This window comes from Avibacterium sp. 21-595 (assembly GCF_023611905.1).
GTDB lineage: Bacteria > Pseudomonadota > Gammaproteobacteria > Enterobacterales > Pasteurellaceae > Avibacterium.
In genome coordinates, this window is record NZ_CP091455.1 from 398640 (window position 1) to 419165 (window position 20526).

General features: G+C 41.7%; 18 protein-coding genes. 11 read left to right on the plus strand and 7 right to left on the minus strand.

What is annotated here, in order from left to right; translation table 11 throughout:
- Positions 1-21: 21 nt before the first annotated feature.
- The 5 genes from L4F92_RS01875 to L4F92_RS01895 all read left to right on the plus strand — a co-directional run bounded on the left by L4F92_RS01875 (position 22) and on the right by L4F92_RS01895 (position 8279).
- The gene (locus tag L4F92_RS01875) at positions 22-1530 is read left to right on the plus strand and encodes a sugar ABC transporter ATP-binding protein (RefSeq protein WP_250363999.1); all 1509 of its coding nucleotides are present in this window, start codon (positions 22-24) and stop codon (positions 1528-1530) included.
- A gap of 69 nt (positions 1531-1599) precedes the next feature.
- Positions 1600-2556: an ABC transporter permease gene (locus L4F92_RS01880; RefSeq protein WP_250351025.1), complete on the plus strand. Its 957-nt coding sequence runs from the start codon at positions 1600-1602 to the stop codon at positions 2554-2556.
- 205 nt (positions 2557-2761) lie between these two features.
- Complete coding sequence (purL, locus tag L4F92_RS01885) at positions 2762-6655, plus strand: phosphoribosylformylglycinamidine synthase (protein ID WP_250364000.1); 3894 nt, start codon at positions 2762-2764, stop codon at positions 6653-6655.
- A gap of 148 nt (positions 6656-6803) precedes the next feature.
- Entirely contained in the window at positions 6804-7340 is a 537-nt protein-coding gene (locus L4F92_RS01890) for an NADPH-dependent FMN reductase (protein WP_250364001.1), read from the plus strand.
- 39 nt (positions 7341-7379) lie between these two features.
- Positions 7380-8279, plus strand: a complete 900-nt coding sequence (locus tag L4F92_RS01895) for a pirin family protein (protein ID WP_250364002.1) — start codon at positions 7380-7382, stop codon at positions 8277-8279.
- A 99-nt stretch (positions 8280-8378) separates the two neighbouring features.
- On the opposite strand, the gene dusA is transcribed toward L4F92_RS01895, so the two are convergent.
- From dusA to L4F92_RS01920, 5 genes are all read right to left on the minus strand, one after another.
- The gene (gene dusA / locus L4F92_RS01900) at positions 8379-9377 is read right to left on the minus strand and encodes a tRNA dihydrouridine(20/20a) synthase DusA (RefSeq protein WP_250364003.1); all 999 of its coding nucleotides are present in this window, start codon (positions 9375-9377) and stop codon (positions 8379-8381) included.
- Positions 9377-10783, minus strand: coding sequence for a chloride channel protein (locus L4F92_RS01905; RefSeq protein WP_250364004.1), 1407 nt, complete (start codon positions 10781-10783; stop codon positions 9377-9379). Before L4F92_RS01905 ends, dusA begins: the two co-directional genes overlap by 1 nt.
- Positions 10784-10924: 141 nt before the next feature.
- Positions 10925-11641: a purine-nucleoside phosphorylase gene (gene deoD / locus L4F92_RS01910; RefSeq protein ID WP_250351019.1), complete on the minus strand. Its 717-nt coding sequence runs from the start codon at positions 11639-11641 to the stop codon at positions 10925-10927.
- A gap of 21 nt (positions 11642-11662) precedes the next feature.
- The gene (deoB, locus tag L4F92_RS01915) at positions 11663-12901 is read right to left on the minus strand and encodes a phosphopentomutase (protein WP_250364005.1); all 1239 of its coding nucleotides are present in this window, start codon (positions 12899-12901) and stop codon (positions 11663-11665) included.
- A gap of 208 nt (positions 12902-13109) precedes the next feature.
- A complete protein-coding gene (locus L4F92_RS01920) occupies positions 13110-14372 on the minus strand; it encodes a NupC/NupG family nucleoside CNT transporter (RefSeq protein ID WP_250364006.1) in 1263 nt (420 codons plus the stop codon).
- A 241-nt stretch (positions 14373-14613) separates the two neighbouring features.
- Here L4F92_RS01920 and yczE point away from each other — a divergent pair, with 241 nt between their 5' ends.
- Both yczE and L4F92_RS01930 read left to right on the plus strand, forming a co-directional pair.
- A complete protein-coding gene (yczE, locus tag L4F92_RS01925) occupies positions 14614-15264 on the plus strand; it encodes a membrane protein YczE (RefSeq protein WP_250351016.1) in 651 nt (216 codons plus the stop codon).
- Positions 15265-15347: 83 nt separating this feature from the next.
- Entirely contained in the window at positions 15348-16103 is a 756-nt protein-coding gene (locus L4F92_RS01930; protein ID WP_250364007.1) for a glycosyltransferase family 2 protein, read from the plus strand.
- Positions 16104-16148: 45 nt separating this feature from the next.
- Here L4F92_RS01930 and L4F92_RS01935 read toward each other — a convergent pair whose 3' ends face one another.
- On the minus strand, positions 16149-17168 hold the full coding sequence (locus L4F92_RS01935; RefSeq protein ID WP_250364008.1) for a glycosyltransferase family 9 protein: 1020 nt from the start codon (positions 17166-17168) through the stop codon (positions 16149-16151).
- 224 nt (positions 17169-17392) lie between these two features.
- On the opposite strand from L4F92_RS01935, the gene rpsP reads away from it, so the two are divergent.
- The 4 genes from rpsP (at position 17393) to rplS (ending at position 19439) form a co-directional block, all read left to right on the plus strand.
- Entirely contained in the window at positions 17393-17641 is a 249-nt protein-coding gene (rpsP, locus tag L4F92_RS01940) for a 30S ribosomal protein S16 (RefSeq protein WP_250351013.1), read from the plus strand.
- A gap of 32 nt (positions 17642-17673) precedes the next feature.
- The gene (gene rimM / locus L4F92_RS01945; RefSeq protein ID WP_250351012.1) at positions 17674-18201 is read left to right on the plus strand and encodes a ribosome maturation factor RimM; all 528 of its coding nucleotides are present in this window, start codon (positions 17674-17676) and stop codon (positions 18199-18201) included.
- A gap of 62 nt (positions 18202-18263) precedes the next feature.
- Entirely contained in the window at positions 18264-19016 is a 753-nt protein-coding gene (trmD, locus tag L4F92_RS01950; RefSeq protein ID WP_250364009.1) for a tRNA (guanosine(37)-N1)-methyltransferase TrmD, read from the plus strand.
- 72 nt (positions 19017-19088) lie between these two features.
- Positions 19089-19439, plus strand: coding sequence for a 50S ribosomal protein L19 (rplS, locus tag L4F92_RS01955; RefSeq protein WP_250351010.1), 351 nt, complete (start codon positions 19089-19091; stop codon positions 19437-19439).
- Between the two features lie 65 nt (positions 19440-19504).
- Here the strand turns inward: rplS and L4F92_RS01960 are convergent, their stop codons facing one another.
- Complete coding sequence (locus L4F92_RS01960; RefSeq protein ID WP_250364010.1) at positions 19505-20338, minus strand: MurR/RpiR family transcriptional regulator; 834 nt, start codon at positions 20336-20338, stop codon at positions 19505-19507.
- Between the last annotated feature and the right edge of the window lie 188 nt (positions 20339-20526).

Consider the following 20526-nt stretch of genomic DNA (forward strand, 5'->3'; position numbering starts at 1 on the left):
GTTGATATGAAGGAGTAAAGTATGAGTACAGCAACAAAATCTCCCTATATTTTAGAAATGCGTAACGTTTCTAAAACATTTCCTGGGGTAAAAGCGTTAGATGGAATTAATTTAAAAGTAAAAAGAGGATCTATTCACGCCTTAATGGGTGAAAATGGCGCCGGTAAATCGACATTGATGAAAGTGCTTTATGGCATTTACACCCCCGATGTGGGCAGCGAGTTAATTTTTGATGATAAACCCTTTAAACCTACCCGACCGATTGATGCGATTAGACGTGGTTTAACAATGGTGCCGCAAGAAATTTCACCTGCTGCGAATTTGACCATTGCCGATAACTTCTATCTTGGGCGAGAAATTACGAAAGGGCGTTTTTTGCTTAATCAAAAAGAGATGAATGCAAGAGCGGTAGAAATTCTTAATAATCTTGGTGTCCCGATGGATGTTACAGTCAAAATGTCTGAAGTTTCTGTTGCGAAAGCACAACTTGTTGCAATTGCAACAGCAGTATCCAATGATGCCAAAGTCATTATTATGGATGAACCCACAACAGCATTAACTGAAACTGAGGTAGAACAACTTTATCGTATTATTGATATTGTAAAAAAACGTGGTATCGCCATTATTTTTATTTCACATAAATTAGACGAAGTATTTAAAGTTTCTGACGAAATCACCGTAATTCGCGACGGACAATACATTGGTACAAAAGCCACTTCAGAGATCACTAAAGATCAACTTATCTCAATGATGGTTGGACGAGATATGTCTGAAATGTTCCAACGTGAACGTTTTGAGATTTCAGATGAAATTGTTGTTGAGGTGAAACACTTTACTCGTGTAGGAAAATATCAAGATATTAATTTCAAAGTGCGTAAAGGGGAAATTTTTGGTATTGCTGGTTTAGTGGGGGCTGGTCGTTCCGAAATAGTCGAGGGGTTGTTTGGTTATAAACCCGCGGATAGCGGCGAAATTTATATTCATGGTGAAAAAGCTGAAATTCATAATCCCTTAGATGCGATGAAATACAAAATTGGTTTTGTAACAGAAGATCGTAAATTGACAGGATTATTTCTTAATTTAAGCATAACTGACAATATGATTATGCCGAAAATGTCCCCTTATTTGGAAAATTTTTTGGTATCAGTAACGCGAGCGCAAAAGACGGCGTATGAACAAAAAGACAAGCTCAAAATTAAGGCGCCAAATGTCGAAGTCATTACTAATAATCTATCAGGAGGAAACCAGCAAAAAGTGTTACTTGCCCGTTGGCTTTTACTTGAGCCTGATATTTTAATCCTTGATGAACCAACAAAAGGTATTGATGTGGGGGCTAAAGCAGAACTCTATAAATTAATGGTTGAGTTATCCAAACAAGGAAAAACAATCATTATGATTACATCAGATATGCTAGAGCTACTTTCAATGAGCGATCGTGTTATGGTAATGCACGAAGGACATCAAGTTGGGATTATCCCACATCAAGAACTAACGCAAGAACGGGTTTTAGAATTAGCATCTGGTGCATAACAACATTTATAAACCAGACTAACATTCATTCAAACTAGTAAAATGGTAAACACAGATGAGGTATATATTATGTCAAATGTGACTTTCAAAAAAATCATAAATGCTTATGGAATGGTTTTTATCTTAATTGGACTATTTTTAGCCCTTTCTCTCTCAATTGATGGTTTTTTCTCTGCTCGTACGGTTTGGAGTATTATCGAACAGGTTTCAATGTTTGGAATCATTGCTATTGGAGTAACTTTTGCAATTATCACAACAGGGATTGATTTATCCTCTGGTTCTGTCGTGGCGCTTACCGCAGTGGTTTCAGCTTCAGTAGTGACTGGCGGTGATTCTGTAAGTGCTGCAATGCTCGCTTTCGCTATTTCATTAGCATTAGGCGCATTCCTCGGAGCAATTAATGGAACATTAACCGCAGTAGGCGCAATTCCTCCCTTCATTGCCACCTTAGGTATGATGATTATTGCTCGTGGTGCGGCACAATTATATTCAGATGGACGCCCAATTGATGCCTCTTCTGAAGCCTTTACTTGGATTGCTGATGTAAATGTATTTGGCTTACCTGGGTTAGTTATTTTATATATTTTGATTGTAATTGGATCACATATTTTACTCAGTCGTTCTACTTTTGGACGCCACGTTTATGCTGTGGGCGGAAATCTTAATGCGGCAAAAATTTGTGGAATCAACACCACTAAAACCTTAATTTGGGTTTATACCTTAGCGGGCGCATTATCTGGTTTAGCGGGGGCATTACTCGCAGCACGAACCTATGCGGGTAACCCTTCTTACGGATTAGCTTGGGAGCTTGATGCAATCGCCGCAGCAGTGATTGGCGGCGTATCATTAAGTGGTGGCTTTGGCAGCATTCCAATGTGTGTAATTGGAGCATTGATTATTGGTACAACCAACAAAGGTTTAAATATGCTGGGAGTCGATCCTTACTGGCAACAAATTGTAAAAGGATTGATCATTGTTTTTGCTGTATTACTCGATACTTTAAAACGTCGCAAAAAAGCGAGCTAAATTTCTCGCTTGCCTTAGCTAATTAACAACCGCCTTTTGCCTAAATCAAAAGTGCGGTCGTTTTTTTCTCTTTTTTTATCCATAACATCACGTTTTTAATGAATTCGTCTTTTATCCATTACCATACTTACGCAAACGTTTTCGTTTTGCTAAAAATTCCTCTATAATAGCCAAGTTTTTCATTAATCTAACCAATGGTAAGTCTATGTTGCAGATTTTTCGTGGCTCTCCAGCCCTTTCGCCTTTCCGTTTAAATCAACTCGTCCAACGCTTTCAACAAGCACAACTTCCAGTGAAATCTTGCTATGCAGAATATCAACATTTTGCGGAACTCAGTGAAGCATTGAATACGCTTGAAGAGCAAGAATTAACCCAATTATTACATTATGGTCCAAACTTGGCACAGCACGAACCACAAGGGGAATGTTTTATTGTTATCCCTCGTGTTGGCACGATTTCTTCTTGGTCGTCAAAGGCCACTGATATTGCACACAACTGCGGTTTAAATAAAGTTTTACGCTTAGAGCGCGGATTAGCGTTTTATTTTGAGTTAGAACGTACTTTAAATGAGCAAGAGCAAACCCAGCTTGTTAGTCATATTTATGACCGAATGATGGAAACGGTAATCCGCACGCCACAAGAAGCCGAAGTGCTATTCCAGCAACAGCAACCAAAACCCTTTACCCGAGTGGATATTTTGGCAGGTGGGCGTAATGCATTAGCGCAAGCAAATGTGTCTCTGGGGTTGGCATTGGCAGAAGATGAAATTGATTATTTAGTGGAAAATTTCACCGCACTTGGGCGTAATCCGACTGATGTAGAACTTTATATGTTCGCGCAAGCCAATTCAGAGCATTGTCGCCATAAAATTTTTAATGCCGATTGGATCATTGATGGTGAAAAACAAGAAAAATCCTTGTTCAAAATGATCAAAAATACCTTTGAGAAAACCCCAGATTATGTGCTTTCAGCGTATAAAGATAACGCCGCGGTAATGAAAGGATCAAAAGTTGGACGCTTTTTCCCAGATCAAGATGGGCAATACCGTTATCATAATGAAGATGCGCATATTTTAATGAAAGTCGAAACCCATAACCACCCAACGGCAATTTCCCCTTTCCCCGGGGCTGCAACGGGATCTGGCGGCGAGATTCGTGATGAAGGGGCAACAGGAAGAGGCGCTAAACCAAAAGCAGGATTAGTGGGATTTTCTGTTTCAAATCTGGTCATTCCAAATTTTGAGCAACCGTGGGAAACCGCGCTATCTAAACCTGATCGAATCGCCTCAGCATTAGATATTATGCTAGAAGCGCCTTTAGGTGGTGCGGCATTTAATAATGAATTTGGTCGTCCAGCCTTGCTTGGTTATTTCCGTACTTATGAAGAAAAAGTAAACAGCTTTAATGGCGAAGAAGTGCGTGGCTATCACAAGCCTATTATGCTCGCAGGTGGTATCGGGAATATCCGTGCAGAACACGTGCAAAAAGGTGAAATCCCTGTGGGCGCAAAATTGATTGTACTTGGTGGGCCTGCAATGAATATTGGCTTAGGCGGTGGTGCGGCCTCTTCAATGGCATCAGGCAAATCGAAAGAAGATTTGGATTTTGCTTCTGTACAGCGTGATAACCCTGAAATGGAACGCCGTTGCCAAGAAGTGATCGACCGCTGTTGGCAAATGGGTGAGGACAATCCAATTCTGTTTATTCACGATGTGGGCGCAGGTGGCTTGTCTAATGCAATGCCAGAGTTAGTTCACGATGGCGGACGTGGCGGACGCTTTGAATTGCGTGATATTTTATGTGATGAAAAAGGAATGTCGCCGTTAGAAATTTGGTGTAACGAATCGCAAGAACGCTATGTGCTGGCTGTTGCGCCAGATAAATTGGCCTTATTTGAACAACTCTGTCAGCGTGAACGCGCGCCATTTGCTGTGGTTGGTGAAGCCACAGAACAAGAACATCTCACCTTGCACGATGAGCATTTCCATAATGATCCGATTGATTTACCAATGAACGTGTTGCTCGGCAAAACGCCAAAAATGACGCGCGACATTGAGTCTAAACAAGTGCATAACCCACCGCTTGATCAATCAACTATTGAATTAAAAGAAGCGCTACACCGTGTATTACGCTTACCTGTGGTGGCTGAGAAAACTTTCCTGATTACCATTGGCGATCGCTCCGTAACAGGTATGGTAGCGCGCGATCAAATGGTTGGTCCTTGGCAAATCCCCGTAGCAGACTGCGCAGTCACGACGACGGCATTAGATAGCTATCACGGTGAAGTAATGGCAATGGGTGAACGCGCCCCTGTGGCATTGTTAGATTTCGCTGCTTCTGCACGTTTAGCCGTAGCAGAAAGCCTCACCAATATTGCCGCAACGGATATTGGCGATATTAAACGCATTAAACTTTCTGCTAACTGGATGTCTGCCGCAGGGCATACGGGCGAAGATGCAGGGCTTTATGAAGCCGTCAAAGCCGTAGGAGAAGAACTTTGTCCGCAATTGGGCTTGACCATTCCCGTGGGGAAAGATTCAATGTCAATGAAAACTACTTGGCAGGAAAATGGTGAACAAAAATCCGTCACCGCCCCCCTTTCTTTAGTGATCAGTGCGTTTGCTCGGGTGGAGGATGTACGCAAAACCGTCACCCCACAATTACGCACCGACAAAGGCAGCAGCCGTTTATTCTTGATTGATTTAGGTGAAGGGAAAAATCGCTTAGGCGCAACCGCATTGGCGCAGGTTTATAAACAATTAGGTGATAAGCCAGCGGATGTGGTGAATGTGGAAAGCCTGAAAGGCTTCTTCAATGCAATGCAACAACTTGTGAATGAACAAAAATTGCTGGCTTACCACGATCGTTCAGACGGCGGCTTAATTATCACCCTTGCCGAAATGGCGTTTGCAGGGCATTGTGGCGTATCCGTAGATATTAGTGCATTAGGCGATAACGATCTTGCCGTATTGTTTAATGAAGAATTAGGTGCGGTGATCCAAGTGAAAGACAGTGATTTGCCCGCTGTTCGTCAGGCTTTCGAGCAAAATGGTGTACTGTATCTACTGAAAGAACTTGGCACGGTAACCGCAAACAATCAATTTGAAATCACGCGTGGCACGAAAGTGTTATTGAAACAAACCCGTTCTGAATTGCGTGGCATTTGGGCAGAATTGACCCACAAAATGCAGGCATTGCGTGATAATCCAGAATGTGCAGACCAAGAATTTGCCGCGAAGAAAAATCCAAATGACAAAGGCTTCTCCGTGTCTTTAACTTATGATGTGAATGAAGACATTGCGGCACCTTATATCGCCAAAGGTGTACGTCCACGTATTGCCATTTTACGTGAGCAAGGCGTAAACAGCCATTATGAAATGGCCGCTGCCTTTGACCGTGCAGGCTTTGATGCCATTGATGTGCATATGAGCGATTTGCAACATCAACGCCATCATTTGAAAGACTTCCAAGCGCTTGTGGCTTGTGGTGGCTTCTCTTACGGTGATGTGTTAGGCGCAGGCGGTGGCTGGGCAAAATCTATCCTATTTAACACCGCACTTCGCGATCAATTTGCCACTTTCTTTGCTCGTGAAAATACCCTTGCACTCGGGGTATGTAATGGTTGCCAAATGCTCGCTAACTTAGCTGAAATTATCCCGGGAACAGAAGCGTGGCCACGTTTTGTGCGTAACCAATCGGAACGTTTTGAAGCGCGCGTCGCAATGGTTCGCATCAATGAGACGGCTTCACTGTGGTTTAACGGAATGGCTGGTTCTCATATGCCAATCGCGGTTTCTCACGGTGAGGGACGTGTAGAGTTCAAAAATGATCAGCAACTTGCTATGTTGCGTGAACAAAATTTGATTATTGCACAATATATTGATAATGATCTAATCCCAACCACCCAATACCCCGCCAACCCAAATGGTTCCGTGGATGGTATTACCGCACTCACCAACCGCAATGGACGTGTCGCCATTATGATGCCACACCCAGAACGAGTTTACCGCGCAGTTTCCAATTCGTGGTATCCTGAAGATTGGACAGAAGACGGCGCGTGGATGCGATTATTCAGAAACGCAAGAGTCGCGTTAAAATAAGAAAGCATAGGAAAAAACAAAGTGCGGTAATTTTTCACCGCACTTTTTCTTATCAGGAAAAAGATCATTTCTAAAATGCCGATTGTTTGGGAGGAGGGGGAGATTTATAATTGGCGAAAATTTCCCCTAATGTATTGAGGTTATAATAATGAACATTTCGCTGATTATTGGCAGTTTAAGCAAACAATCTATTAATCGAAGTATTGCAAATTACATCGTTGCTCAGTTTCCTGCTGAGGTAAAGGTGCAGGAAGTACGCATTGATGATTTGCCTCTTTACACACAAGATCGCGATAAGGAAAGCGTGGCAGAATATGATCGCGTGCGTGAGCAAATTAAAATGGCTGATGCAGTACTCATTGTTAGCCCTGAACATAATCGCGCAATGCCTGCCGCCACGAAAAATATCATTGATATTGCTTCTCGACCTTATGGACAAAATTTATGGCAAGGTAAGAAAGTGGCTATTGTTACTGCCTCACCGGGCGCTTATGGCGGGATTAATGCGGGTCTGCAAATTCGTCAAAGTTTACAAAGTATTGGTGCGAATGTGCTGATTTCTCCAGAAGTTTTTCTTAGCCGTGCGACGCAAGCGCTTAATGAACAAGGGGAAGTAGCAGATGAACGCACCGCGGTTTTTTTAAGTAAGTTTGCACAAACTTTTATTCAATGGGCGAAAGCATAAGGCAACATAAGGCAATAAACTAAAGCATAAGGAACGAAAATGAGCGTAGATAAATTAAATGCAATAACCAAAGATGTCGGTGGCATTCCTGTGGCGCGTTTGTTACCACAAGCGGGTAAGCGTACCATTGGGGCGTGGTGTTTTCTTGATCACGCGGGGCCATCAGAATTTACCGATGATAATGCGGGCTTGCAAGTCGGTGCGCATCCACACACCAATTTACAGACGTTTACGTGGATGCTTGAAGGGGAAGTTTGGCATCAAGATAGCCTTGGTTATCGTCAATTAATTAAGCCCAAACAAGTGAATTTAATGACTGCTGGCACTGGTAGCCAGCGTGGCATTAGCCATACGGAACAAACCCCTGAAGGCGTGCATCAGCTTCACGCGGTACAGCTTTGGATTGCGCTCCCAATGGATCAAGAGATTGAACCAAATTTTCAACATTATCCTCAATTGCCTGAATGGCAGGAAAATGGCGTAAATTACATTTTAACCACCGGTAGCTATCAAGGCAGAACCGCACCAACACAGCAATATAGCCCGTTAGTAGGCGTAGATATTCAATTTCAACAGTCCCAAACAGTGCGTATAGAACAGCAACCAAACTTTGAATATGGCGTACTGGTACTGAAAGGCAACGTGGAGATTGAAGGGCAAATTTACCAACAAGATCAACTGGTTAGTTTAACGGATTGCCAAGCCCACGAATTTAACATCAAAGGGGAAGCAGGCAGCCATATTATGCTGCTCGGGGGAGAACCGCTCGCACATAAAACCTTAGTGTGGTGGAATTTTGTCGCGGATAGTCAAGCGGCTTTGCGTCAAGCTGTGGAGGATTGGAATAATGGGCATTCGCGTTTTGGACATATTGATCTGGAAGGTACGCGCTTACGTCGCTTAATTGCACCTGAAATGCCTGCCAAATTAGTGGAATAAACGAACGTTACGCTTAAGCCCTTTGTAAAAAGGGCTTTCTTTTACAATAAAAAGTTGCGAAAAAAGCACCGCACTTTTCTATTTTAGTTTCTACCACAATTAGGCTTCCACAAAAGCTAAAGCCTGTTCCACGATTTCAATGCCTGCCCCCGTTTTATGGGCGTTTTCACTGAGATGTCTGCGCCATTGACGGGCGCCTTTACAATGTTGGAATGCACCAAGCATATGGCGGGTGATGTGATTAAGATGAACACCTTGCGCAAGCTGTTGTTCGATATAGGGGAACATTTTTTCCACTGCCTCTTTGGGATGAACAATAGGGCATTGTTGATCAAACAAGGCGTGGTCAATATAGCCTAATAAACTCGGGTTTTGATAAGCTTCACGCCCAACCATTACGCCATCCACATAACGCAGATGTTGTTGCATTTCTTCAATGGTTTTAATCCCGCCGTTAATGCTGATTAAAAGTTGTGGAAAATCCCGTTTTAGCTGATAAACACGCTCATAATCAAGGGGGGGAATTTCACGATTTTCCTTCGGGCTTAATCCACTGAGCCACGCTTTGCGTGCGTGGACGATCAATTCTTGACAGCCTGCTTGTGTCACTTTCTGCACGAAATCACAGAGAAATTCATAGCTATCAAGATCATCAATGCCAATACGGGTTTTTACCGTGACAGGAATATCCACCACAGACTGCATACGCTGTACACAATCTGCAACTAAATTCGCTTTCGCCATCAGGCAAGCACCAAACATTCCGTTTTGCACGCGATCAGACGGGCAGCCCACGTTTAAATTAATTTCTTGATAACCACGCTCTGCGGCAAGTTTTGCACAATGTTGTAATTGTTCGGGATCACTCCCGCCAAGTTGAAGTGCCACAGGGTTTTCTGCCAGATCAAATTCCAAATGATCGTACTTGGCGTGAATAATTGCACCTGTGGTGATCATTTCCGTATAAAGCAATGCGTGCTGACTGAATTGGCGATGGAAATAACGGCAATGGCGCGTTGTCCAATCAAGCATTGGGGCAACAGAAAATCGCCCACGATAAAAGTGCGGTGTGTTTTTTGTTGATTTTTGTTGGGTCATTATTTGTTTTCTTCTTGTACGGATTTTGGCTGTTCTTGTTGCTTTAACTCAGCTTGTTTTGCCTGCTCTTGAATACGCTGGCGGAAACGCCCTGCGGCAAAATGATAGAACGGTTTCGCATTAAACTGGCGTGAAATGATAGAAGCGATAAGACTACAAATCAAGAGCCAAAATAGCACGGGTTCACTGGATGTCATTTCCATTACTACCACGCTTGCTGTAACAGGGGATTGTGTTGCTCCAGCTAAGAACGCCGCCATACATAATAAAACCAGTAAACGTTGATCTACAATGCCTCCTGTAAGCGACCAGATTTGTGCGCCAATGCCCGCTCCCGTGGTTAATGATGGGGTGAAAATCCCCCCAGCCGTGCCTGTCCAATAAGTTGCAACGGTGGCGAATAGTTTACTTATGCCTACTTCGCTCCCCATTTCGACACCACTCAATGCTTGAGTAACCACTTCATAGCCTGTGCCATAAGTTTGTCCGTGGGTGAATGTGCCAAGCCCCGCAAGGATTAAGCCTAAAATAAAGGCGGTATAAATAGGGTGACGGCGAATCCACCCGCGAATTTTAGCTGGTGCAGTGCCAGCCACCCCTTTAGCTAATAAGCGAGCAAAAATACCGCCTAAAATGCCACTTACTATGCCACATAATGCAACCCATAAGAACATATAAGGCACGGAAGTTTCCCCTTGATAATTGGGAAAATAGGGGTTATTGCCCTCAATGGCGACCAAAATAAACCCTGCGGTGAGTACCCCAAGTAGCACACGGCGTTCCCAACGGAGCAAAATGCCACGCCCTAATTCTTCAATCGCAAAAATCACCCCTGCTAGAGGGGCGTTAAATGCCGCTGCCAGTCCACCTGCCGCGCCCGTTGCCATTAATTCATTGGCATTTAAGCCTTTAAATGCCAAACCGTGGCGACGACACACGTTGCCCCACGCATACATTACCGCCGCGCCCACTTGTACGGAAGGTCCTTCGCGCCCCACTGATGCACCAAATAACATCGCTAAAAAGGTGAGTGGGATTTTCCACAGCGTTTGTCCAAAGGCAATGAGCTTACTTTTATTGGCGCTATACGGCATATCAATTGAGGCGATCACTTGTGGAATGCCACTGCCTGAAACATAAGGGGTATATTTAGCGGTAAACCACGCCAAAAAAGCCAGTCCTAAAGGCAGCACAATCCATACTGCATAAGGATATTTGGCACTCCAGTGGGCATTCCAATGTAAGGCTAAATCGGCAAATTTGGCAAAGCCAAGGGAGAATAAGGATACCAACGCTGCACCGATTAACAGACAGGAAAATTCAATGGTTTTACGCGAAATGCGATAGCTTTGGCGTAATTTTCGATGAATAAAATGACGAATTTTTTGGGTAAATCGCATTAACATTTTAGCTAGCAGAGATGAAAATGAATTGAGGGAAATTATAGCAATATTTTCTTATGCAAAATATGCCAAGGATCAATAAGATGAAAAATTGCTAAAAAAACACCGCACTTAGTTTCTCGTGCGGTGTGATTTCATTAGGGATTAAGCCTGATCACCAAGCAATACACTTTCTAACGCAATTTCAATCATTTCATTGAAAGTCAGTTGGCGTTCTTCCGCGCTCGTTTGCTCGTGGGTACGGATATGGTCTGATACCGTACAGATGGTTAAGGCTTTTGCGCCAAATTCTGCTGCAACACCGTAGATGCCCGCTGCTTCCATTTCCACGCCTAAAATGCCGTATTTTTCCATCACATCAAACATTTCAACATCAGGGGTATAGAAAAGATCAGCCGAATAAAGGTTACCCACACGCACGTTGATGCCTTTATTTTTTGCTGCTTGTACGGCAGCTTGGGTCATTTCAAAGTCGGCAATGGCAGCAAAGTCATTATCTTTAAAACGAATACGATTGACTTTTGAATCGGTACAAGCACCTAATCCAATAATCACATCGCGTAGTTTCACATCAGCGCGTACTGCACCGCACGACCCGACGCGGATAATTTTTTTCACACCATAATCAGTAATTAATTCTTTGGCGTAAATGGAACAAGAGGGAATTCCCATTCCGTGTCCCATTACCGAAATTTTTCGCCCTTTGTAAGTGCCTGTGTAGCCTAACATATTACGCACATTGGTAACTTCTTTGGCATCTTCCAAGAAGGTTTCCGCAATGTATTTGGCACGCAATGGATCGCCGGGCATTAATACTACATCAGCAAAAGCACCTGCTGGGGCGTTGATATGTGGAGTCATAATAAAGTCCTCTTATATTGATTAATCTTGGTCGTTAAAATTAAGGATTGATTTACCGTAATCCATTGGTGATAAGCCAAAATAGTCGGCAATAGTTTGCCCTACATCAGCAAAGGTTTCACGTTTGCCTAAAAAGGCTTTTGGTACTTGTGAGCCGTAAAGCAATACGGGAATATGCTCACGAGTATGATCCGTGCCGTGCCAAGTTGGATCGCAACCGTGGTCGGCAGTGAAAATAAGCAAATCACCTTCATTCATTAAAGCTAATAGTTCTGGGATACGGCTGTCGAAATATTCTAATGCAGCGGCATAACCTACGACATCACGGCGGTGGCCAAAATCAGAATCAAAGTTTACAAAGTTAGTGAAAACGATGGCATTTTCGCCCGCTCTTTTGACTTCTATAAGGGTTTTATCGAATAATTCTGCCAAGCCTGTGGCTTTGACTTTTTCGGTAATGCCCGTATGGGCGTAAATATCAGCAATTTTGCCGATAGAAATCACATCCCCTTGTTTTTCTTCGACTAATTTCTGTAATACGGTTTTCGCGGGTGGCTCAATGGCATAGTCTTTACGGTTACCAGTACGAGAAAATTCGCCGGCTTTGTTGCCAACAAACGGACGAGCAATGACACGCCCAATGTTGTAATCGGCTAATTCTTCACGCACAATTTCGCATAATTCGTACAGCTTGTCTAAGCCGTAGGTTTCTTCGTGGCAGGCAATTTGGAAGACGGAATCTGCCGAGGTATAGAAAATAGGTTTACCTGTTTTCATATGTTCTTCGCCCAGTTGATCTAAAATCACGGTACCGGATGAATGGCAGTTGCCAAGGTAACCTTCTAAGCCAGCACGTTCGACAATACGATCTAATAAAACCTGTGGAAAGCTGTTTTCGTGATCGGGGAAATAGCCCCAATCGAATAATACTGGCACACCTGCGATTTCCCAATGCCCTGACGGGGTGTCTTTACCTGATGAAATTTCTTTCGCATAAGCATACCCACCAATCAGCGCGGGGCTTGGATTAAAACCGGCTGGCAATTCGCCGCAAGATTCTTTGGCGGCTAAGCCTAAGCCCAGTTTTTCAAAATTAGGCAAATGAAGTGAACCTTTGCGCCCGTTTTTGTCTTCCAGCCCTTCGGCGCAGCGTTGTGCAATATGACCTAAGGTATTTGCGCCTTTATCGCCAAATTTTTCCGCATCTTCACTTGAACCGATACCGAAAGAGTCTAACATCATTATAAATACGCGTTTCATTTTAAGCTCCTTAATCATTGAACTCTGTGTTTGGGCGACAGAATGTTTGCTTTATTTGGAAGCGGAAAATGCTCATTGCTTCCTTATTGGAGAAATCCTAATCCCCTTGTAACATAATGATAGCAAACGTTTTCTTTGCCTTAATATGACAACACCACGAACAATGTCGTGGCGTTATCGAAAAAATGTGATGAAATTTTACCGCACTTTACAGCGCCGCACCACTTAAACCGATAAATAAACCGGCTATGGTTGCACTCATCAGATTAGCTAATGAACCTGCAATTACCGCTTTAATACCAAGACGTGCAATATCACCACGGCGACTTGGTGCCATTCCACCTAAGCCTCCAATTAAGATCGCGATAGAACTGAAATTTGCAAAACCACAAAGGGCGAAGGTAATAATTGCTTTTGTTTTATCGCTTAATTGTACCGCTGCATCCGCTGCAAGGTAAGGGGCAAATTCTAAGTAGCCAACAAATTCGTTCACCGCTAATTTAATCCCGATCATTTGACCTGCAATGCCCGCTTCGTTCCAAGGTACACCGATCACCCAAGCTAATGGGCGGAAAATCCAACCTAAAATTAAGCCAAGAGAAAGTTCTGGCATACCGAACCATTCGCCAATGCCACCTAATAAGCCATTTACTAAGGCAATTAATGCAACGAATGCAATTAACATCGCGCCGACATTCATTGCTAATTGCATACCAGATGACGCCCCTGCTGCGGCAGCATCAAGGATATTTGATGGTTGTTCTAAATCAACTTTTTCAATGTCATCATTGAATTTTTCTGTTTGAGGCACGATTAATTTTGCAAACAATAAGCCAGCAGGTGCCGCCATAAAGGATGCAGCGATTAAGTATGGCAATGGTACGCCTAAGCCGGCATAACCAGCTAATACTGAACCTGCGATAGACGCCAATCCACCACACATCACGGCAAATAATTCTGACTCAGTCATTTTACTGATATAAGGTTTGACGACGAGAGGCGCTTCCGTTTGTCCAACAAAGATGTTTGCGGCAGCAGACATTGATTCCGCTTTGGAAGTGCCTAATGCTTTTTGTAAGCCACCACCAATAATTTTAATAATCCACTGCATTACGCCAATGTAATAAAGTAAGGAAATCAACGCAGAGAAGAACACAATAATCGGTAACACACGAATAGCAAAAATAAATCCGTCATTACCAAAAGCTTTAAATGACGCATCAGTTGCTAAACCACCGAAGACAAATTTAACCCCTTCATTCCCGTAATTTATCACTTTGCTTACGCCATTGGATAAGGCAAGCAAAATATCACGTCCAACTGGCACATAAAGAATAAATGCACCAATCAGAATTTGAATTAACAACGCCCCACCGACTGTGCGTAAACTAATTGCACGGCGATTACTTGATAACAGAACGGCAATAGCAAGAAGTACAACAATGCCCAGCACACTTATTAAGCTACTCATATTAGAATTTCCTTAAATGTAAAATTGAGATAAAAACGCAAACGCATTTTACTGTTTTTTGTAACGAAATGCTTGCAAAAATGTACAAAAATGTGAAGGCAAGCGATTGCTTTGCGGTAAAAATGCACAATTTCTTAAACGTTTTAGCTATATGTTATAGAGATTAAGCAGTTGGGATTTAGGTAAATTTCCTTTATCATCATATCTCAAAGTGCGGTGCAAATTTACGATCAATTTATCTATGAAAAATCAATTTAACGTGCTTCCTCACACACCTTGGACAGCAAAAAAACATTGGTCAATTGAGTATCATTCCCTAGTAATGTTGATTATTTCTTTAACCATTTTAGGTATGGGGGAAGGCTTACTTTTACTGGCAAATTTAGGTTCAGCCCCTTGGACTGTGCTTTCGCAAGGGGTGGCATTACAAGCGGGCTTTAATGTTGGCTGGGCATCACTTATTATCAGTGCCATTGTTATGCTGATGTGGTTTCCACTTAAACTTCGCGCAGGTTTAGGAACGGTGTTAAATACCTTATTGGTTGCCTTGTCTTTAGGTATCACGGTGGACTTTATTTCCGTTCCTCACTCTATGCTACTTCGCTTTACTTATGCCTTACTAGGTATTTTCTTATTTGGCGTAGCTTCCGCATTTTATCTCACTTGTCATCAAGGGGCAGGCCCTCGTGATGGACTAATGGTTGGCTTATGTCAGCGATGGCATTGCAAAGTAGGCATAGTCAGAACCTTAATAGAGATTACTGTTTGTGCTATTGGCTTTTGTCTTGGGGGAACGGTGGGAATTGGAACGTTACTCTTTGCATTTAGTATTGGCTGGATTGTGCAATTAACATTAAATACCATTGGTTATTGTCTTAGGTTAAAAAAATAGTGCGGTACTTTTTTTGAATACTTTTTCTTTTGTGAGAAGATCTATTACACTTAGCAAAAAAGTAATTGAATAAGGATGGAATTATGCCAACAATCAGCGTTGCAATGATTATAAAAAATGAACAGCAAGATCTTGCACAATGTTTAGAAAGCGTGAAAGATTGGGTGGATGAGATTGTCATTTTAGACTCAGGTAGCACCGATAAGAGCAAAGAAATCGCGCTGCAATATGGGGCTAAATTCTATGAGAATCGCGATTGGCAAGGCTTCGGCAAACAACGCCAACTGGCACAGCAACACGTAACGTCTGATTATGTGTTATGGTTAGATGCTGATGAGCGTGTTACAGATGAGCTGAAACAACAAATTCAGCAAGCTGTGGCGAAAAATTTGCCTAATGTGGTGTACGATATTCCACGTATCAGCGAAGTTTTCGGGCGTTTAATTCGTCATTCAGGCTGGTATCCCGATTATGTTGTGCGATTGTATCAAACCCAGTATGCTGGTTATAACGATGCCTTGGTTCACGAAAAAGTGATCTACCCAGAAAATACGATAGTGCAAAAACTAACGGGAAATTTGCTTCATTATCCTTATAAAAATTTACATCATTATCTGGTTAAATCAGCCAATTATGCTAATGCGTGGGCAGAACAACGAGAAAAACAAGGGAAAAAAGCCACATTATTTCAAGGTATTACCCACGCAATCGGGTGTTTTGTCAAAATGTATTTCGTAAAAGCCGGTTTTTTAGACGGCAAACAGGGATTTTTATTGGCAGTGCTTTCTGCACATTCTACATTCGTAAAATATGCAGATTTATGGATGAGAAATAAATAAAAGACAAGTGCGGTAGAAAATCTTATGATTTTCTACCGCACTTTTTTAGTACCAGAGATGATGAATAAAATCTCGAATTTGAGGAAAAATTTCCTTAATTTTAATATTAGAAAGTACTTTTTCTTCATTTGGTGGTGAAAAAGCTAAATGACGATTTGGATCGTTAATTGGCTGCCAACGTAATGGTGTCGCTGAACGGTGGCTTGGGAAAAAACCAATGGTTGGCACATTTAATGCGCCGCAAATATGCAATGGTCCTGTTGAACCTGCAATAAATAAATCAGCACAAGCCAAAGAGTAAGTGAAATCTAGTAAACCTTCATTCTTATCATAAATAACCACATTGGGACTATTCACTAATTGAGCTAATTGATGTGCTTTCTCACTTTCGTTTGGCCCTGCCGTGAGAACCATATAAGCATCAAATTGTTGCAAGGTCTCTTTGATTAATTCTGCGTATTGAACCAAAGAAAGATTATTTGCCGATCCCCCCGTTCCACTATGCAGGAAAATCCATTTTTTATTTTGTGTAATACCTAAATGTTGTTTGAGTTTGCTTTTTTGCGTGTGCAAAATTTCTTGTGAGATAGCTAAATAAGGAGGGGGGGACTCGTCAATAGGTAAATGCTGATCTTGTAAAAATACGCGTGCCAGATCCAGATTATATTCAAATTCTGGCTTAAGGGAGCGAGAACGGCGTTGGGTTAAACGATGATTATAGGCGAGTTGTGCTAATTTTGTCGCGGGAGCAAGACGATATTTAATACCACTTAGCCATACCAATTTAGCATTATGCCAATTTGAAAAAAAACTGATTACAGCATCAAAATTCGCCGCTTTAATTGTCTGTAACACTTGCTTAAATTGGGCTTTATCTTTTTTGTCTTGTGCGTCAATAATAATATCGTCAATATAAGGACAAAGTTCTGCCATCGGTGCAGTGTATTTAGGCACAAGTGCGGTGATTTTTAACTGAGGATTTGCCTTTTTTATTAAGGCTAAGGCTGGAAATATCAGCATAAAATCGCCCAGTTTGTCATTACGGATTACCAAAAGTTTTTGCATTATTCTGACTTTCACGGGTTATTTTTGAGTAGGTTGCCACATTGTAACAAAGGAAGGCTTTTTTATTAAAGAATAATTCACTTCATCACGCTATTTACCTTGCTTTTTTCGTAAAAAAGAGTACAATCCACAGGCTTTTTGTCTATATATACAGAGAAAAAAGTAAGCATTCCCACTCCTTCGATGTGGGTTTTCTTTTTGTTTATTAAAATTAGAGGAAGGTTATGGTAACCATTCGTTTATCTCGTGGCGGAGCTAAAAAACGCCCATTTTATCAAATTGTTGTCGCTGACAGCCGTTGCCCTCGTGATGGTCGTTTTATTGAGCGTGTTGGCTTTTTTAACCCATTAGCAGCAGGTAAAGCTGAACGTTTACGCATTAATTTAGAGCGCGTAAATGCTTGGGTTGAAAAAGGGGCGACATTATCTGATCGCGTTAGCTCTTTAGTAAAAGAAGCGCAAAAAGCTGCTTAATTGCAGATTTTTCAGATTAATAGGTGAATAAAATGACACAACAGAGAATTGAAGTAGTTGGGAAATTAGGTTCAACATACGGAATTCGTGGTTGGTTACGTATTTATTCATCAACAGAACAAGCTGAAAGCATTTTTGATTATCAGCCTTGGTTTTTAAAAATTAAAGGTCAATGGCAAGCAACAGAATTAGAGAGCTGGAAACATCATAATCACGAACTTATTGTTAAATTAAAAGGTATCAATGATCGTGAAATGGCACAAACCCTCGCAAATATTGAAATCGGTGTTGATTTAAGTGTATTCCCTCAGTTAGAAGAAGGGGATTATTATTGGCACGATTTAATTGGTTGTGATGTTGTGAATTTACAAGGTTACAAAATGGGTAAAGTGGCAGAAATGATGGAAACTGGCTCAAATGATGTCTTAGTTGTGCGAGCAAATAGCAAAGATGCTTTTGGTAAACAAGAACGGTTAATTCCGTTTTTGTATGGACAAGTAGTTAAAAGAGTAGATCTCACTACCAAAACTATTGACGTGGAGTGGGACGCTGGTTTCTAAACTCAGGCATACAGTGAGCTTTAGGTTGTAGCATTTCGAGCCTACAAATTAGGAAAATAACAATGTGGATTGGTCTTGTATCATTGTTCCCCGAAATGTTTAAAGCGATTACTGAGTATGGGGTAACGGGACGAGCCGTAAAACAGAATCTCTTGCAAGTACAGTGTTGGAATCCACGGGATTTTACCACGGATAAACATCAAACCGTTGATGACCGCCCTTACGGCGGTGGGCCTGGAATGTTGATGATGGTGCAACCATTACGAGATGCAATCCACGCCGCTAAAACGGCCGCAGGAGAAGGGGTAAAGGTAATTTATCTTTCACCACAAGGTCGTAAGCTCGATCAAAATGGTGTAACAGAATTGGCAAAAAATCAAAAATTGATTTTAGTCAGTGGTCGTTATGAAGGCATTGATGAACGAGTGATTGAAACGGAGATTGACGAAGAATGGTCAATCGGTGATTACGTTTTAACGGGTGGTGAATTACCCGCAATGACATTAATTGATGCCGTTGCACGCTTTATTCCCGGTGTATTAGGCAAACAAGCCTCCGCACAAGAAGATTCTTTTGCGGAAGGATTGCTTGACTGTCCCCACTATACTCGCCCAGAGGTACTCGATGGAATGTCAGTACCTGCGGTGTTGATGTCAGGTAACCACGCAGAAATTCGCAAATGGCGATTAAAACAATCGTTATTACGAACGTGGTTAAGACGCCCTGAGCTATTGGAAAGCCTAGCTCTGACTGACGAACAACGAAAATTGCTGGCACAAGTAAAACTTGAACAGCAAGCAAATAAAGTTGATTAGTTGATCGCGAAATGGCTTTGTCCAGTTTCGTGAAATCATCAGTTAATACTAGGATCTTAGAAGGATTACACAATGAGTAACATCATTAAACAAATTGAACAAGAACAATTAAAACAAAACGTACCTAGCTTCCGTCCGGGTGATACTTTAGAAGTTAAAGTATGGGTTGTTGAAGGGAGTAAACGTCGTCTGCAAGCATTCGAAGGCGTGGTTATTGCAATTCGTAACCGTGGCTTGCACAGCGCATTCACTTTACGTAAAGTATCTAACGGTGTAGGCGTTGAGCGTGTATTCCAAACTCACTCACCTGTTGTAGAAAGCATCGCTGTTAAACGTAAAGGTGCGGTTCGTAAAGCGAAACTTTACTACTTACGTGAGCGTTCAGGTAAATCGGCACGTATTAAAGAGCGTCTTGGCGATTAATTTTCTAAGCAGAAATAAGAAAGGCTTGAGAGGCATTCTCAAGCCTTTTTGTTTATTATTTGTTTTTAAAGAGGTAATTCTTTCTTCAATGCCAGTGTAATTGCTAAGGTTTGCACTAAAGTCATTGTTGCACATTGTGAGCGAAAGCCACGCACTTGGGCTTCTTTAATTACAAAAGAGACATCACTAAAAGCGATTAGAGGACTAATTTGGCTATCCGTGATTGCGATCTGCTTTACGCCTTTATTTGCTGTGGTATGCATAATATCTACGGTTTCTTTCGCGTAAGGAGAGAAACTGATTGCAATGACAACATCACCCTCTTTAACTAAATTCAGTTGTTCATCAAACATTCCCCCTAAGCCATTAATTAAAAATGAACGGCAGTCTAAGTGATGTAGGGCATAATCGAAATAGCTTGCTATGCTAAAGGAGCGTTTTAAGCCAATAATGAAAATATTATTCGCATTGTTTAGAATTTCCACTGCGCGTTGTATTTCTTGCTCAGAAGTTTGGTTAGCTAGTTGCTGTAAAGCTTGATGATTTGCTTGAGTAAAAATATTTAAAATATCCACCGCACTTTCCCGATTGGCCTGTTCTGGTTCAAGCTGACGAAAAAGTTGTAAGCGCTCAGTGTAATTTGCTGTTTCTTCCATTAGGTTTTCACGGAAGATTTGTTTCATTTCATTAAACCCACTGAATCCAAAAGCATTAGCAAAGCGAATTAGAGTGGAAGGCGGTACATTGGCTCGTTCAGAAATGGTGGCTACTGTATCAAAGACCACACTATTACTATTGTCTAGTACATATTGTGCCACTTGCTTTAAGCGCTTACTTAAGTTGTCATAACGCGCACGGATTTCATTTTGTAATTGGACTAATTGAGAGTTATTTTGCATTCTACTTTCCTAACGAAATAAACATTTTATAACTTAATTAATGATATCAAAAATTTCATCTGAACAGAAAATGTTCTTTGATAAATTTTAAGGTTTCGTTGCAGTTTTATCATAAATAGAGAAAATCTTTGTGATCTACTTCTCAAATATTAATTTCATAAAATGACATTTTTGAAATATATGTTTTA

Bases quoted from the DNA above. Each gene is read 5' to 3' on its own strand.
- rimM (WP_250351012.1), top strand. From the start codon at position 17,674: ATGACACAACAGAGAATTGAAGTAGTTGGGAAATTAGGTTCAACATAC.
- L4F92_RS01930 (WP_250364007.1), top strand. From the start codon at position 15,348: ATGCCAACAATCAGCGTTGCAATGATTATAAAAAATGAACAGCAAGAT.
- yczE (WP_250351016.1), top strand. From the start codon at position 14,614: ATGAAAAATCAATTTAACGTGCTTCCTCACACACCTTGGACAGCAAAA.
- L4F92_RS01920 (WP_250364006.1), bottom strand. From the start codon at position 14,372: ATGAGTAGCTTAATAAGTGTGCTGGGCATTGTTGTACTTCTTGCTATT.
- L4F92_RS01880 (WP_250351025.1), top strand. From the start codon at position 1,600: ATGTCAAATGTGACTTTCAAAAAAATCATAAATGCTTATGGAATGGTT.
- rpsP (WP_250351013.1), top strand. From the start codon at position 17,393: ATGGTAACCATTCGTTTATCTCGTGGCGGAGCTAAAAAACGCCCATTT.
- L4F92_RS01890 (WP_250364001.1), top strand. From the start codon at position 6,804: ATGAACATTTCGCTGATTATTGGCAGTTTAAGCAAACAATCTATTAAT.
- L4F92_RS01905 (WP_250364004.1), bottom strand. From the start codon at position 10,783: ATGTTAATGCGATTTACCCAAAAAATTCGTCATTTTATTCATCGAAAA.
- dusA (WP_250364003.1), bottom strand. From the start codon at position 9,377: ATGACCCAACAAAAATCAACAAAAAACACACCGCACTTTTATCGTGGG.
- deoB (WP_250364005.1), bottom strand. From the start codon at position 12,901: ATGAAACGCGTATTTATAATGATGTTAGACTCTTTCGGTATCGGTTCA.
- L4F92_RS01895 (WP_250364002.1), top strand. From the start codon at position 7,380: ATGAGCGTAGATAAATTAAATGCAATAACCAAAGATGTCGGTGGCATT.
- L4F92_RS01875 (WP_250363999.1), top strand. From the start codon at position 22: ATGAGTACAGCAACAAAATCTCCCTATATTTTAGAAATGCGTAACGTT.
- L4F92_RS01960 (WP_250364010.1), bottom strand. From the start codon at position 20,338: ATGCAAAATAACTCTCAATTAGTCCAATTACAAAATGAAATCCGTGCG.
- purL (WP_250364000.1), top strand. From the start codon at position 2,762: ATGTTGCAGATTTTTCGTGGCTCTCCAGCCCTTTCGCCTTTCCGTTTA.
- trmD (WP_250364009.1), top strand. From the start codon at position 18,264: ATGTGGATTGGTCTTGTATCATTGTTCCCCGAAATGTTTAAAGCGATT.
- rplS (WP_250351010.1), top strand. From the start codon at position 19,089: ATGAGTAACATCATTAAACAAATTGAACAAGAACAATTAAAACAAAAC.
- deoD (WP_250351019.1), bottom strand. From the start codon at position 11,641: ATGACTCCACATATCAACGCCCCAGCAGGTGCTTTTGCTGATGTAGTA.
- L4F92_RS01935 (WP_250364008.1), bottom strand. From the start codon at position 17,168: ATGCAAAAACTTTTGGTAATCCGTAATGACAAACTGGGCGATTTTATG.